Origin of the sequence: Pseudomonas sp. GM24 (genome assembly GCF_000282235.1) — a bacterium.
In the GTDB taxonomy this organism is placed as follows: domain Bacteria; phylum Pseudomonadota; class Gammaproteobacteria; order Pseudomonadales; family Pseudomonadaceae; genus Aquipseudomonas.
Map to the genome: position 1 here is coordinate 1 of NZ_AKJR01000181.1, position 14,814 is coordinate 14,814.

11 protein-coding genes are annotated in these 14,814 nt (G+C 58.7%); 9 read left to right on the forward strand and 2 right to left on the reverse strand.

Annotation, left to right across the window (positions count from 1 at the left end; all coding sequences use genetic code 11):
* The first annotated feature begins 134 nt into the window (after positions 1-134).
* The 9 genes from PMI23_RS19735 (at position 135) to PMI23_RS19775 (ending at position 12,764) form a co-directional block, all read left to right on the forward strand.
* Positions 135-1,736, forward strand: a complete 1,602-nt coding sequence (locus PMI23_RS19735; RefSeq protein WP_007917609.1) for an ABC transporter substrate-binding protein — start codon at positions 135-137, stop codon at positions 1,734-1,736.
* 260 nt (positions 1,737-1,996) lie between these two features.
* A complete protein-coding gene (locus tag PMI23_RS19740) occupies positions 1,997-3,622 on the forward strand; it encodes an ABC transporter substrate-binding protein (RefSeq protein WP_007917611.1) in 1,626 nt (541 codons plus the stop codon).
* Positions 3,623-3,922: 300 nt separating this feature from the next.
* On the forward strand, positions 3,923-5,521 hold the full coding sequence (locus tag PMI23_RS19745; protein ID WP_007917614.1) for an ABC transporter substrate-binding protein: 1,599 nt from the start codon (positions 3,923-3,925) through the stop codon (positions 5,519-5,521).
* Positions 5,522-5,696: 175 nt separating this feature from the next.
* Complete coding sequence (locus PMI23_RS19750; protein ID WP_007917616.1) at positions 5,697-7,112, forward strand: OprD family porin; 1,416 nt, start codon at positions 5,697-5,699, stop codon at positions 7,110-7,112.
* Positions 7,113-7,190: 78 nt separating this feature from the next.
* Positions 7,191-8,786, forward strand: coding sequence for an ABC transporter substrate-binding protein (locus PMI23_RS19755; RefSeq protein ID WP_007917618.1), 1,596 nt, complete (start codon positions 7,191-7,193; stop codon positions 8,784-8,786).
* 73 nt (positions 8,787-8,859) lie between these two features.
* Positions 8,860-9,870 carry an ABC transporter permease subunit gene (locus PMI23_RS19760; RefSeq protein ID WP_007917620.1) on the forward strand — a complete coding sequence of 337 codons (1,011 nt, stop codon included), beginning with the start codon at positions 8,860-8,862 and terminating at the stop codon, positions 9,868-9,870.
* Positions 9,871-9,881: 11 nt separating this feature from the next.
* A complete protein-coding gene (locus tag PMI23_RS19765) occupies positions 9,882-10,805 on the forward strand; it encodes an ABC transporter permease subunit (RefSeq protein ID WP_007917622.1) in 924 nt (307 codons plus the stop codon).
* A 10-nt stretch (positions 10,806-10,815) separates the two neighbouring features.
* Positions 10,816-11,784: an ABC transporter ATP-binding protein gene (locus PMI23_RS19770; protein WP_007917624.1), complete on the forward strand. Its 969-nt coding sequence runs from the start codon at positions 10,816-10,818 to the stop codon at positions 11,782-11,784.
* Positions 11,784-12,764: a peptide ABC transporter ATP-binding protein gene (locus PMI23_RS19775; RefSeq protein ID WP_007917625.1), complete on the forward strand. Its 981-nt coding sequence runs from the start codon at positions 11,784-11,786 to the stop codon at positions 12,762-12,764. Before PMI23_RS19770 ends, PMI23_RS19775 begins: the two co-directional genes overlap by 1 nt.
* Positions 12,765-12,973: 209 nt before the next feature.
* On the opposite strand, the gene PMI23_RS19780 is transcribed toward PMI23_RS19775, so the two are convergent.
* Both PMI23_RS19780 and PMI23_RS19785 read right to left on the reverse strand, forming a co-directional pair.
* On the reverse strand, positions 12,974-13,237 hold the full coding sequence (locus tag PMI23_RS19780; protein ID WP_007917627.1) for a hypothetical protein: 264 nt from the start codon (positions 13,235-13,237) through the stop codon (positions 12,974-12,976).
* Positions 13,238-13,397: 160 nt separating this feature from the next.
* Complete coding sequence (locus PMI23_RS19785) at positions 13,398-14,594, reverse strand: MFS transporter (RefSeq protein ID WP_007917630.1); 1,197 nt, start codon at positions 14,592-14,594, stop codon at positions 13,398-13,400.
* Between the last annotated feature and the right edge of the window lie 220 nt (positions 14,595-14,814).

The window sequence follows — 14,814 nt, forward strand, 5'->3', positions numbered from 1 at the left end:
CCTCAGCAACGGATATACACACAAGTGCTAGATATGCCGAGATAGACGCTTCCACAGGAAAAACGATATTTCCGCCAACACCCCCGCCCCAGCTACTCTTCCACGATTACCACCGCCGATTCCCCGGGGACCCCATGCCAAGATCCACCCTAAAACCGCTCTTGATCTCCCTCGCACTAACCGCCATAGCCCCGATCGCCAACGCCGCCACAACCCTGGTCTACTGCTCCGAAGCCAGCCCCGCCGGCTTCGACCCCAGCCAATACACCAGCGGCACCGACTTCGACGCCTCCGCCGAAACCGTCTTCAACCGCCTCACCCAATTCAAACGCGGCGGCACCGACATCGAACCCGGCCTGGCAACAAAATGGGATATCTCCCCGGATGGCCTGCAATACACCTTCCACCTGCGCCAAAACGTAAAATTCCACACCACCGACTACTTCACCCCCACTCGAGACTTCAACGCCGACGACGTCCTCTTCACCTTCCAGCGCCTGCTCGACCCGGACAACGCCTTCCGCAAGGCCTACCCCGCCGAATCCCCATACTTCACCGACATGGGCCTCAACACCACGATCAAATCGGTAGAAAAACTCGACGAGCAAACCGTGCGCTTCAACCTCAACAACGTCGACGCCGCGTTCGTGCAAAACCTCGCCATGAGCTTCGCCTCCGTGCAATCAGCCGAATACGCCAACCAACTGTTGAAAGAAGGCAAAGCTGCCGACCTCAACCAGAAGCCGATCGGCACCGGCCCGTTCGTGTTCAAGCGCTACCAGAAGGACTCACAAATCCGCTACGCCGCCAATACGGCCTACTGGAAACCCGAAGACCTCAAAATCGATAACCTGATTTTCTCCATCACCCCGGACGCCGCCGTGCGCCTGCAAAAACTCAAGGCCGGCGAATGCCAGGTCAGCGGCTACCCACGCCCGGCCGACATCGAAGTGATGGAAAAAGACCCGAACCTGCGCGTGCTCAAACAAGCCGGTTTCAACCTCGGCTTCCTCGCCTACAACACCACCCACGCGCCTCTCGACCAGCTCAAAGTGCGGCAGGCGTTGGACATGGCCATCGACAAACCGGCAATCATCAAAGCCGTTTACCAAAGCGCCGGCCAGTTGGCGCAAAACGCCTTGCCGCCGGCGCAATGGTCGTATGACCCGAACATCAAGGACGCACCCTACGACCCGGCAAAAGCACGGGTGCTACTGAAAGAAGCAGGGGTTGCGCCGGGTACAACCATCAACCTCTGGGCGATGACAGTGCAGCGCGCCTCGAACCCGAACGCGCGGATGTCGGCGCAGATGATCCAGCAGGATTGGGAGAAAATCGGCATCAAGGCCAACATCGTCAGCTACGAATGGGGCGAGTACATCAAGCGCGCGAAAAATGGCGAACACGACGCGATGATCTATGGTTGGACAGGTGACAACGGTGACCCGGACAACTGGCTTGGCGTGCTTTACAGCTGCGCGGCGGTAAAAGGCAGCAACTACGCCAAATGGTGCGATCCGGCCTACGACAAACTGGTGCAACAGGCCAAGTTGTCCACCGACAAAGCACAGCGGGTAAAACTGTATCAACAGGCGCAACTGATCCTTAAACAGCAAGTGCCGATCACACCGATTGCCAACTCCACGGTGTTTCAGCCGCTGCGCAAGGAAGTTACTGACTTCCGGATCAGCCCGTTCGGTCTAACCCCCTTCTATGGCGTGGGTATAAATAAGTAACACCGAGCCCCAAGGCGGCGCGCACAACGTGACCAACGCACCGTTTTGGGGCTTCATTTGCACCGTAAAAACCACCCGCAAACGGTCAAATGCGTCAGAAGTTATACAGATGCGACATTAAGGTACGTTCGTGCCACGCTTTGAGGCCGGCAGTCACTCTGGATCTTGCAATGGGTATGGCCCCTGCATAAGTATCCGCAGGCACGACTCACGAGGTCGTACCTCACAACTAAAAAATGACAACAAATCATGAGGCCAACATGCTTAAACACGCGGTCATTCCGTTTTTAGTCGGCGCAGGCTTGTTAGCCTCCGCACCTTTCGCATCCGCTGCGACTAACCTGGTGTTCTGCTCCGAAGGCAGCCCGGCCGGTTTCGACCCAGGCCAGTACACCACCGGAACCGACTTCGACGCCTCAGCCGAAACCATGTTCAACCGTCTGACCCAGTTCGAGCGCGGCGGCACCGCCGTGATTCCTGGTCTGGCGACCAAGTGGGACATTTCCGATGACGGCCTGACGTACACCTTCCACCTGCGTGAAGGCGTCAAGTTCCACACCACCCCGTATTTCAAGCCGACTCGTGAGTTCAACGCCGACGACGTACTGTTCACCTTCAATCGCATGATTAACAAGGATGACCCGTTCCGTAAGGCGTACCCGACCGAATTCCCGTACTTCACCGACATGGGGATGGACACCAACATCACCAAGATCGATAAAGTCGACGATCACACCGTCAAGTTCACTTTGAAAGAAGTAGATGCCGCGTTCATCCAGAACATGGCCATGAGCTTCGCCTCGGTACAGTCCGCCGAGTACGCTGCCCAGCTGCTCAAGGAAGGCAAGGCTGCCGACATCAACCAGAAGCCGATCGGCACTGGCCCGTTCGTGTTCAAGAGCTACCAGAAAGACTCCAACATCCGTTACACCGGCAACAAGGACTACTGGAAGCCTGAAGACGTGAAGATCGACAACCTGATCTTCGCCATCACCACCGACCCGTCGGTACGTATTCAGAAGCTGAAAAAGAACGAGTGCCAGGTCACCCTGTTCCCGCGTCCGGCCGACCTGAAAGCGCTGAAAGAAGACAAAACCCTGAAAATGCCTGACCAGGCTGGTTTCAACCTGGGTTACATCGCCTACAACGTGATGGACAAGGTCAAGGGCAGCAACGAGGCCAACCCGCTGGCAGACCTGCGCGTTCGTCAGGCGCTGGACATGGCCGTGAACAAGCCGCAAATCATTGATTCGGTTTATCAGGGCGCAGGCCAACTGGCCGTCAACGCCATGCCGCCGACCCAATGGTCTTACGACACCACCATCAAAGATGCCAAGTACGATCCTGAGAAAGCCAAACAGCTGCTCAAGGAAGCCGGCGTCAAGGAAGGTACAGAGATCGTGCTGTGGGCGATGCCGGTGCAGCGTCCGTACAACCCGAACGCCAAACTGATGGCTGAAATGCTCCAGTCCGACTGGGCCAAGATCGGCTTGAAAGTGAAGATCACCAGCTACGAGTGGGGCGAGTACATCAAACGCTCCAAAGGTGGCGAGAACCAGGCCATGATCATTGGCTGGAGCGGTGACAATGGTGATCCGGACAACTGGCTGAACGTGCTGTTCGGTTGCGACTCGCTCAGCGGCAACAACTTCTCCAAGTGGTGCGACAAGAAGTTCGACGGCCTCGTCAAAGAAGCCAAACGCACGACCGACCAGGGCAAGCGCACCGAACTGTACAAACAGGCGCAACACGTCCTCAAAGATGCAGTCCCGATGACACCTATCGCTCACTCGACGGTGTACCAACCCATGCGCGCCAACGTGCAGGATTTCAAGATCAGCCCATTCGGCTTGAATTCCTTCTACGGCGTCAGCGTCAGCAAATAAGGCACTGCAACGGCGACGTTTATAACGTCGCCGTTGTTTTACCTGCCGGGAAGTTAGGAAATTGCCTACAGCCAATTCCACTGTGGATTACCGCAGCGGTATAGGACGCGTCGCCTTTTCCTACGAGCTTTAAGGCATTTACGCATTTACTGCCAGAACCGCGGCCCCTACCGTCGGGTACTGACCAGTGTCTGCGTGGGCCACCGGTTTGCCGTACGCACTGGATTGAGCTCGATGCAGCCAAAACGTCTCCGGATGAGACGACGGCGCATTGAACAACACTAAAAAAGAGGGAGCGTCATGCGCCATACCTTGATTTATTCCGCATTGCTGGGGGCCGGCCTGTTGGCCGCCTCGTCCGCCAGTTTCGCCGCCAGCAAAAGTCTGGTGTTCTGCTCTGAAGGCAGCCCGGCGGGCTTTGATACCGCGCAATACACGACGGCCACCGATAACGACGCCGCCGAACCGATCTACAACCGACTGGTCGAGTTCGAAAAAGGCGCGACTAATGTCGTCCCGGGCCTGGCAACCACGTGGGATATTTCCGAGGATGGTCTCAAGTACACCTTTCACCTGCGTGAAGGTGTGAAATTTCATACAACGCCGTACTTCAAGCCGACCCGCGACTTCAACGCCGACGACGTGTTGTTCACGTTTAATCGCATGCTCGATGCACAGCAACCTTTCCGTAAGGCTTATCCCACCGAATTCCCGTATTTCAACGGGATGAGCCTGAACAAGAACATCGCCAAGGTCGAGAAGACCGGGCCGCTGACCGTGGAGTTCACGCTCAACAGCGTCGACGCAGCGTTCATTCAGAATATCGCCATGAGCTTCGCCGCCATCCTGTCCGCCGAATACGCCGACAAACTGCTGGCCGAAGGCAAGCCAAGCGACATCAACCAGAAACCGATCGGCACCGGGCCGTTCGTGTTCAAGAGTTATCAGAAAGACTCGAACATTCGTTACACCGGTAATAAACATTACTGGGATCCGAGCCGGGTCAAACTCGACAACCTGATCTTCGCGATCAACACCGACGCCTCGGTGCGCGTACAGAAGCTCAAGGCCGGCGAATGCCAGATTACCCTGCATCCGCGCCCTGCCGATGTCGAAGCGCTGAAGGCCGATCCAAAACTGCAGCTGATCTCCAAGCCGGGTTTCAACCTCGGCTACATCGCCTATAACGTCCGCCACAAGCCCTTCGACCAGCTCGAAGTGCGCCAGGCGCTGGACATGGCGGTGAATAAACAAGGAATTCTCAACGCTGTTTATCAGGGCGCCGGTCAACTGGCCGTCAACGCCATGCCGCCGACCCAGTGGTCCTACGACGACAGCATCAAAGACGCCGCCTACAACCCGGAAAAAGCCAAAGAGCTGCTCAAGGCTGCCGGCGTTAAAGAAGGCACCGAGATCACCCTGTGGGCGATGCCGGTGCAGCGCCCGTATAACCCGAACGCCAAACTGATGGCCGAAATGCTCCAGGCGGACTGGGCCAAGATCGGTCTGAAAGTGAAGATCGTCAGCTACGAATGGGGCGAGTACATCAAGCGCACCAAAAATGGCGAGCACGACATCAGCCTGATCGGCTGGACCGGTGACAACGGGGATCCGGACAACTGGCTCGGCACGCTGTACAGCTGCGATGCCATCGGCGGCAACAACTACTCCATGTGGTGCGACCCGGCTTACGACAAGCTGATCAAACAGGCCAAGGTCGTCACCGACCGCGACCAACGCACCGTGCTCTATAAACAGGCCCAGCAATTGCTTAAACAGCAAGTGCCGATCACGCCTGTCGCCCACTCGACGGTCAACCAGCCGTTAAGCGCGAGGATCGAAGGGTTCAAAGTCAGCCCGTTCGGTCGCAACGTGTTCTCGGGTGTCGGTATCGATTAAACCAGATGATTAGCCGCAACGCTGGGGGGCGCTGTCTAGCCCCTCACGCAAGCGCTTTGCCGAAATTCGCCAATCCGGCTTTTTGCAAACGTTTGCGATGTGTGAACGAGTTCTAAACCAATAACCGGCATACCAAAAAAAGCCGGCATAAAAAGAAAGTAAAGGAGCTTCACCCATGAAACTGAGCAGCACCGCGATACTGGCTCTGGCCATCAGCAGCGTCACCGCCACGGCGTACGCAGAAACCCAAAGCCAGGCGTTCACTCCAGTAACCGTCAACGAGAAGAGCGCCCAGGCCGAGGCCACCGGTTTCCTCGAAGGTCAATCGATCAGCGGTTCGACCCGCAACTGGTACGCCAACGAGCAACTCAAGCGCGGCGGCAAGTTCGCCTATCGCAAGAACGGCCAATCGACCGAAACCGACCGCCGCATCAACTGGGTGCAAGGCACGATCATCAAGTACAACTCGGGCTTCACCGAAGGTACTGTCGGTTTCAGCACCGAAGTGGCGGCCTACAACGCCATCGCTCTTGAGCGTGACCGCGAGAACCTCGCCTCCAACAACGGCGGCGCACCGGGCACTCGTCCAGGCGCAGGCAACAACCGTACGCTGACCAAAGAAGGCGGTGACGCTCAAGGTCAATGGAGCAAAGTGGGCCTGGCCAACATCAAGGCACGTATCTCCAATACCACCCTGACCGCCGGCCGCATGAACTTCAGCAGCCCGCAGGTCGACGTGATCGGCAACCGTCCGCTGCCGTCGAGCTTCGAAGGTATCGCGATCCACAGCGAAGAGCTGAACAACCTCTCGTTCGACCTGGCAACGTTCGACCGCGTCTCGCCTCGTACCGAAGAGAGCCTCAGCAAGTTCCGCTCCGAATACGGCAACATCGACGCCGAAGCTGACCACGTGAATACCGCCGGTATCTCGTACCAGCCGTTCGCCAGCCTGACTACCAGCCTGTGGGGCACCCAGGCTGAAGACCTGTGGAACCAGTACTACTTCGGCGCCACCCACGTGCTGGGTGACAGCTCGATCCTCAGCCTGACCACCGGCCTGAACTACTACAAGACTGTCGACGAAGGCAAAAAACTGCTGGGCGACATCGACAACGACACCTACTCGCTGTCGTTCGGCCTGACTCACCTGGCACACACCCTGACCTTCTCGTATCAGGAAGTGAACGGTAACGAGTACTTCGACTACCTGCACGAAACCAACGGTATCTACCTGGCCAACTCCCTGCTCTCGGACTTCAACGGCCCGAACGAGAAGTCCTTCCAGGTTTCCTACGGCATCAACATGGCCGAATACGGTGTACCGGGCCTGAAGTTCAACATCTACCAGGCGCGCGGCTGGGGCATCGACGGCACTCACTACAAAGGTGGCGGCTACGACGGTGTGCAATCGATGGACGGCGAGCACCACTATGAATACGGCATCGGTGCAACCTATGCCGTACAGAGCGGGCCACTCAAAGCCACCACGATTCGCGGCACTTACACCGCTCACCGCGCCAGCGAAAACCAGGCCGACGGCAGCATCAACGAGTTCCGTCTCGTGACCACGATTCCATTCAACATCCTGTAAAAAACGCCAACCGACGGCTGACTCATGATGAGTCGGCCGTTCGGTTTTTTGTCTTCAACCGATTGCAGAGGGTTATCGATGAAAATGCTTCCCCTACGTGCGGCCATCGCGGCTGCGTTGCTGAGTGTCGCTGTTGGCGTCTCGGCCAAACCCTTGGTGGTCTGCACCGAAGCCAGTCCGGAAGGCTTCGATATGGTCCAGTACACAACTGCAGTCACGGCGGACGCTGTGGCCGAAACCATCTTCAACCGCCTGGCTGACTTCAAGCCCGGCACCACTGAAGTGATCCCGGCTCTCGCCGAGTCCTGGGACATCAGCGAAGACGGCCTGACCTACACGTTCCACCTGCGCAAAGGCGTCAAGTTTCACACCACCGAATATTTCAAGCCGACCCGCGACATGAACGCCGACGACGTGGTCTGGAGCTTCCAGCGTCAACTGGACCCGAATCACCCGTGGCACAAACTGTCGAGCGTGGGCTTCCCGTACTTTGAGAGCATGGGCTTCAAGGAACTGCTCAAAAGCGTAGAAAAAGTCGACGACAACACGGTCAAATTCACCCTGACCCGCCGCGAAGCACCGTTCCTGGCCGACCTCGCGATGGCGTTCTCCTCGATCTACCCGGCCGAATACGCCGATCAGTTGCTCAAGGCGAACAAGACCGGCGACCTCAACAACAAGCCGATCGGCACCGGCCCGTTCATCTTCCAGCGCTACGCCAAGGATGCGCAGGTGCGCTTCAAGGCCAACCCGGAGTATTTCCGTGGCAAGCCGCCAGCCGATGCGTTGATCCTGGCGATCGCCACCGACAACAACGTGCGCCTGCAGAAGCTCAAGGCCAACGAATGCCAGATCGCACTGTATCCAAAACCGGATGACATTCCGAGCATCAAGAAAGACGCCAAGCTCAAGGTCGATGAACTGAACGCGATGACCGTTTCGTACATCGCCATGAACACCCAGCACAAATACATGAGCGACGTGCGTGTGCGTAAAGCGATCGATATCGCCTTCGACAAAGCCGCTTACGTCAACGCGCTGTTTGGCCCGGGCAATGCGACCGTCGCGGTCAACCCGTACCCGGACACGCTGCTGGGCTACAACCACGACCTGAAGAACCCACCACGTGACCTCGACAAGGCCCGCGCCCTGCTCAAGGAAGCCGGGGTTCCGGAAGGCACCGTGTTTACCCTGTTTACCCGTAACGGCGGTGGCCCGACCAACCCCAACCCGATGCTCGGCGCACAAATGATGCAGGCTGACCTGGCGAAAGTCGGGATCAAGATCGACATTCGCGTGATGGAATGGGGCGAAATGCTCAAACGCGCCAAGGCCGGTGAGCACGATATGGTCTCGGCCGGATGGGCGGGCGACAACGGCGACCCGGATAACTTCCTGACGCCTATGCTCAGTTGCGAAGCTGCCAAGAACGGCGAAAACTACGCGCGCTGGTGCAACGAGAAATTCCAGGCACTGCTCGACGAAGCACGGGCTAAAGTAGATCCGGCCGAACGCGCGAAACTCTACGAGCAGGCTCAGGTCCTGTTTAATCAGGATCAACCGTGGATCAGCATGGCCCACACCCGGATGTTTACTGCAATGCGCAACAACGTAGAGGGCTATCACATCAGCCCTCTCACCACTAATAACTTCGCCACCACCCAGGTGAAGTAGATAAGAAACTCCCGGTGTTCCTGACCCCAGGGACACCGGGCACGCCTAACCGGCTGATGAGGTACCACACAAGATGTTTAGTTTTATTGCCCGCCGACTGGGGTTATTGATCCCCACGTTTTTCGGCATCACCTTGCTGACTTTCGCGTTGATTCGCATGATTCCGGGCGACCCCGTGGAAGTGATGATGGGCGAACGTCGGGTCGACCCCGAAATGCACGCTCAGGCAATGGAACGCCTAGGTCTGAACAAGCCACTGTATGCCCAGTATCTGGACTACATCGGCAAACTGGCTCAAGGCGATCTCGGCGAATCCCTGCGTACGCGTGAAAGCGTATGGACCGAGTTCACCTCTCTCTTTCCGGCGACCCTGGAACTGTCCATGGCCGCCCTGCTGTTCGCCGGCATTCTCGGTCTTCTGGCCGGGGTGATTGCGGCACTCAAGCGAGGATCGCTGTTCGACCACGGGGTGATGGGCATCTCCCTCGCGGGCTATTCGATGCCGATCTTCTGGTGGGGCCTGATCCTGATCATGTTCTTCTCGGTGAGCCTGGGCTGGACCCCCGTTTCCGGGCGGATCGATTTGCTCTATGACATCGAGCCGCGCACCGGTTTCATGCTGATCGACACGCTGCTGGCCGATGACGTCGGCGCGTTCTTCGACGCGCTGCATCACCTGATCCTGCCAGCCATCGTGCTCGGCACCATTCCGCTGGCAGTGATCGCGCGGATGACCCGCTCGTCGATGCTTGAAGTGCTGCGCGAAGACTACATCCGCACCGCCAAGGCAAAGGGCCTGTCGCCGTCGCGCGTGGTGTTCGTCCACGGCCTGCGTAACGCGCTGATTCCGGTACTCACCGTGGTCGGCCTGCAAGTCGGCACCCTGCTGGCCGGTGCGGTTCTGACCGAAACCATCTTCTCCTGGCCCGGCATCGGTAAATGGCTGATCGAAGCCATCGGCGCCCGGGACTACCCGGTTGTGCAAAACGGCATCCTGTTAATCGCCTGCCTGGTGATTCTGGTCAACTTCGTAGTGGACATCCTCTACGGCTTTGCCAACCCACGCATCCGTCATCAGCGCTGAGGTCAATAACCATGAGCACTCCAACATCCTCAGTAGCCACCGCCGCCAACGCGGATCAAAGTCTGCTGTACCCGTCACCGTACAAAGAATTCTGGCAAGCCTTCTCGAAGAACAAGGGCGCAGTTGCCGGCCTGCTGTTCATGTTGCTGATCATTTTCTGCGCGCTGTTCGCGCCTTGGGTCGCGCCGCATAACCCGAGCGAGCAATACCGTGACTTCCTGCTGACGCCACCGGCGTGGCTGGAAGGCGGACAGATGCAATTCCTGCTCGGCACCGATGAACTGGGGCGTGACCTGCTGTCGCGTCTGATCCAGGGTTCGCGCCTGTCGTTGCTGATCGGCTTGTCGTCGGTGGTGATGTCGCTGATTCCGGGGATCCTCCTCGGTCTGTTTGCCGGTTTCTTCCCGAAGATGATCGGCCCGACCATCATGCGTCTGATGGACATCATGCTGGCCCTGCCGTCGCTGCTGCTGGCTGTGGCGATTGTCGCCATCCTCGGCCCTGGCCTGATCAACACCGTGATCGCCATTGCTGTGGTTTCGCTGCCGTCCTACGTGCGTCTGACCCGTGCCGCCGTGATGGGCGAACTGAACCGCGACTACGTGACCGCCGCGCGCCTGGCCGGTGCCGGTCTGCCACGTCTGATGTTCATCACCGTGCTGCCGAACTGCATGGCGCCGCTGATCGTTCAGGCAACTTTGAGCTTCTCCTCGGCGATTCTCGATGCCGCCGCACTGGGCTTCCTCGGCCTTGGCGTACAACCGCCAACCCCTGAGTGGGGCACCATGCTGGCCTCGGCCCGCGACTACATCGAACGCGCCTGGTGGGTAGTCAGTCTGCCTGGTTTGACCATTTTGCTCAGCGTGCTGGCAATCAACTTGATGGGCGACGGTCTGCGCGATGCGCTGGACCCGAAACTCAAGAACGCCGCCTGAGGAGATTCCCATGTCACTGCTAGAAATCAAGAATCTCAACGTTCGCTTCGGCGACAAGACCGCGACCCCGGTGGTCGACGGCCTCGACCTGAAAGTCGACAAAGGCGAAGTACTGGCCATCGTCGGCGAATCGGGTTCGGGTAAATCCGTGACCATGATGGCGCTGATGGGCCTGATCGAGCACCCCGGCATCGTCACCGCCGACTCGCTCAGCTTTGACGGCAAAGACATGCTCAAGCTGAGCAACCGTCAGCGTCGGCAGATCGTCGGCAAAGACCTGTCGATGGTCTTTCAGGACCCGATGACCGCGCTGAATCCGAGCTACACCGTCGGTTTTCAGATCGAAGAAGTGCTGCGCCTGCACCTGAAAATGTCCGGCAAGCAAGCGCGCAAACGTGCGATCGAACTGCTGGAAAAAGTTGAAATCCCGGGCGCCGCGAGCCGTATGGACGCCTACCCGCACCAACTGTCCGGCGGTATGAGCCAGCGTGTTGCGATTGCCATGGCGATTGCCGGCGAGCCGAAACTGCTGATCGCCGACGAACCGACCACGGCTTTGGACGTGACGATTCAGGCGCAGATCATGGATCTGCTGCTGGCGTTGCAGAAAGAACAGAACATGGGCCTGGTGCTGATCACTCACGACCTCGCGGTCGTGGCGGAAACCGCCCAGCGCGTCTGCGTGATGTACGCCGGTCAAGCCGTTGAAGTCGGCCAAGTGCCGCAACTGTTCGACATCCCGGCGCACCCGTACAGCGAAGCGCTGCTCAAGGCGATTCCCGAGCACAGCCTCGGCGCCTCACGCCTGTCGACTCTGCCGGGTATCGTCCCGGGCCGCTACGACCGTCCGCAGGGTTGCCTGCTGTCGCCGCGCTGCCCGTACGTGCAGGACAGCTGCCGCACGCAGCGTCCAGGCCTTGATCCGAAAAGCAACAGCCTCGCGCGCTGCTTCTTCCCGCTGAACCAGGAGGTGGCGTAATGGCCGTCGTACTTACCGCCCGCGACCTGACCCGTCACTACGAAGTCTCCCGTGGTCTGTTCAAGGGCCACGCGACCGTGCGCGCACTCAACGGTGTGTCGTTCGAACTGGAAGCCGGCAAGACCCTCGCCGTGGTAGGCGAGTCGGGCTGCGGCAAATCCACCCTCGCCCGCGCTTTGACGCTGATTGAAGATCCGTCGTCCGGATCCTTGAAAATCGCCGGCCAGGAAGTCGCCGGCGCCGACAAGGCGCAGCGCAAGCAACTGCGCAAAGACGTGCAGATGGTCTTCCAAAGCCCATACGCCTCGTTGAACCCACGGCAGAAAGTCGGTGATCAGCTCGGCGAACCGCTGCTGATCAACACCAACCTCTCCGCCGCTGAGCGTCGCGAGAAAGTCCAAGCGATGATGAAGCAGGTCGGCTTGCGCCCTGAGCACTATCAGCGCTATCCGCACATGTTCTCCGGCGGTCAGCGTCAGCGTATCGCCCTGGCCCGGGCGATGATGTTGCAACCGAAAGTGTTGGTGGCGGATGAGCCGACTTCGGCACTGGACGTGTCGATTCAGGCGCAGGTACTCAACCTGTTCATGGATCTGCAGCAGGAGTTCAACACCGCTTACGTGTTCATCTCGCACAACCTCGCGGTGGTGCAACACGTGGCCGATGACGTGATGGTGATGTACCTCGGTCGCCCGGTGGAACTGGGGCCGAAGAACGACATCTACGAGCGTCCGCTGCACCCGTATACCCAGGCGTTGCTGTCGGCAACCCCGACCATTCACCCGGACCCGAACAAGCCGAAAATCAAGATCGTCGGTGAACTGCCTAACCCGCTGAACCCGCCGCCGGGCTGTGCTTTCCACAAGCGCTGCCCGTATGCGACCGAGCGTTGCAGCACGGAAGAGCCAGCGTTGCGCCAGCTCGACAGCCGGCAGGTGGCTTGCCACTACGCCGAGCAGTTCCTCGACGGCGCGGCATAAGCAAATCTGGAGAGCGACACGAAACCTGTAGGAGCTGTCGAGTGAAACGAGGCTGCGATCTTTTGATTGTCAGAATCAGAATCAAAAGATCGCAGCGTGCCGCAGCTCCTACAGGGATCATGTTTATTCAGGGATAAAGTGTTGAGCAAACCCCTTCCACCCCGATTGCGCATCAGTCGAGGCCGAAGGGGTTTTCTTTTGCCTGCGATTTATGTCTGGCTATCGCCTTCGTCGTCCGGATCATCAGAGTCCGGCTCATCGGTGGTCGAGTCGTCGTCATCGGCGCTGCCACCCTGCCCCTGATCGCCCGGCTCGGATTCAGACTTGGCGAGCATCAAACCGCTATGCCCCACCTGTCCGTTGAACGCCTGGGAATCATGATCCTCGCACTCGGCCCAGGCCGTCGCGGTGCCGAGGGACAGCATGACCATCACTTTCAACAGTAATAAAACCCGTAGCAACCTGCTTTTCATAGCCGACTCCATCCATTTTCAGGTGAGACATTCGTGCCTGACTGGCGCTGTGTGAAATCTAGTTCCGATCCATCGGGTTCACCAGATAGGACGCTAACGAGCGCGCAGAAATGCCCTCGACAGACAGAATGCTTTCGAATAATGCCAATAGCCGGATCAGCTAAGCGACCGGGCGCACGCGCGTGGCCTGCCAAGTCAGCGGGATGGAAATCAACACCATCAGCGCACTCGCCAGCCACACACTGTGGCCCCCGAATTGACCATACAACTGGCCACTGAGCACCGGTGACAACAGCGCACTGGCGCTCCAGCTCATAAAGAACAGGCCGAAGTACTGACCGCTTTTGCCGCCTAGGGCAAAACGCATCGCCAGCACATTCAGCGGCGGCATGAAAAACGCCTCGCCCAAGGTCCAGATCAGCGTCGACAGGCAGACGTAAAACAGCCCGGAACCGAACGGCAACATGCCGAGCCCGCAGGCCAGCAACACACTGCCGAGCAGCATTTGTCGACGCATGCCCCATCGCTCGCCCCAATGCGACAACGGAATCTGCAGGGCGATCACCAACAACGCATTGAGGCCAAACTGCCAACCGATCGCTTCGGTGCTCAAGTGATAGTAATCACGCAGATAATTGCCCAGGGTGCTGTAGACCGTGTCGAACGCGATGCCAAGCACAGCCGTCGCCGCCAGCAACCAGAGGAACGGTTTGTCGCGATACGGCCCCCCGGAACCTGCGTCATCCGTGGGCCTTTCGTCATTGATCAGCACCGGACGCTGCCACGTGGTGCGGACAAACCACAGCAAGGCCAGCAACGTCATTGCCGCACTGGCGAAAAATACCCAGCGAAAATCAGCCTGCGCCAAAACCCCGCCCGCCACCCCGGCAGCGGCCATCCCGAGGTTGCGCGCCACCCGGCTCAAGGCCTGCGCACGCGAGCGCTGCGCCACCTCGCAATATTCCATGATCAGGCGCTGATGCAGCGTGCGAATGGCCCCATCGAGGGTTCCGCTGAGCAACAACAATGCCGCCAGCAACGGCACCTGCGTCACCAGCCCCAGCAGCAACAGCACCCACACCGAAACAAAGAACAACGCCGCCGTCAGCCGCGCCGTGCGCACATGATCACTGAGCCAGCCACCGAGCATCGAACCGACCAGCAAACCCGCGCCGTACGCCGACAGCAACCAGCCAACCGTCTCGATCGCCAGCCCCAGCTCCTGACGCAGGTACAGTGCCATGAACAGCTTGACCATGCTGCTCAAGCGATTGATGAACAACAGCGCCGCGAGCACCCAGGCCATTACGCTGAAATAGCCGTTCAGTCGTAGCAAGTGAGTCAGGCGACTCGTCATTCCCTTGACCTCTCAAAGCGACTTGCGTGGAGCTGGAACACTAACGGCCAGCAGGCTGGTTGTCGCGTTCGAGAACATCGAGATCACAAAAAACGGAGTCGTACTACAGCCATTGCGCGGACGAAACCAGAAACCGACTTGAGATCAAAAGCCCCTCACCCTAGCCCTCTCCCGGAGGGAGAGGGGACTGACCGCGTGGGCTGGAAGAGATACGCCGACG

Coding starts and splice junctions, on each gene's coding strand:
- PMI23_RS19775 (WP_007917625.1), top strand. CDS start 11,784: ATGGCCGTCGTACTTACCGCCCGCGACCTGACCCGTCACTACGAAGTC.
- PMI23_RS19735 (WP_007917609.1), top strand. CDS start 135: ATGCCAAGATCCACCCTAAAACCGCTCTTGATCTCCCTCGCACTAACC.
- PMI23_RS19770 (WP_007917624.1), top strand. CDS start 10,816: ATGTCACTGCTAGAAATCAAGAATCTCAACGTTCGCTTCGGCGACAAG.
- PMI23_RS19785 (WP_007917630.1), bottom strand. CDS start 14,594: ATGACGAGTCGCCTGACTCACTTGCTACGACTGAACGGCTATTTCAGC.
- PMI23_RS19765 (WP_007917622.1), top strand. CDS start 9,882: ATGAGCACTCCAACATCCTCAGTAGCCACCGCCGCCAACGCGGATCAA.
- PMI23_RS19750 (WP_007917616.1), top strand. CDS start 5,697: ATGAAACTGAGCAGCACCGCGATACTGGCTCTGGCCATCAGCAGCGTC.
- PMI23_RS19780 (WP_007917627.1), bottom strand. CDS start 13,237: ATGAAAAGCAGGTTGCTACGGGTTTTATTACTGTTGAAAGTGATGGTC.
- PMI23_RS19760 (WP_007917620.1), top strand. CDS start 8,860: ATGTTTAGTTTTATTGCCCGCCGACTGGGGTTATTGATCCCCACGTTT.
- PMI23_RS19755 (WP_007917618.1), top strand. CDS start 7,191: ATGAAAATGCTTCCCCTACGTGCGGCCATCGCGGCTGCGTTGCTGAGT.
- PMI23_RS19745 (WP_007917614.1), top strand. CDS start 3,923: ATGCGCCATACCTTGATTTATTCCGCATTGCTGGGGGCCGGCCTGTTG.
- PMI23_RS19740 (WP_007917611.1), top strand. CDS start 1,997: ATGCTTAAACACGCGGTCATTCCGTTTTTAGTCGGCGCAGGCTTGTTA.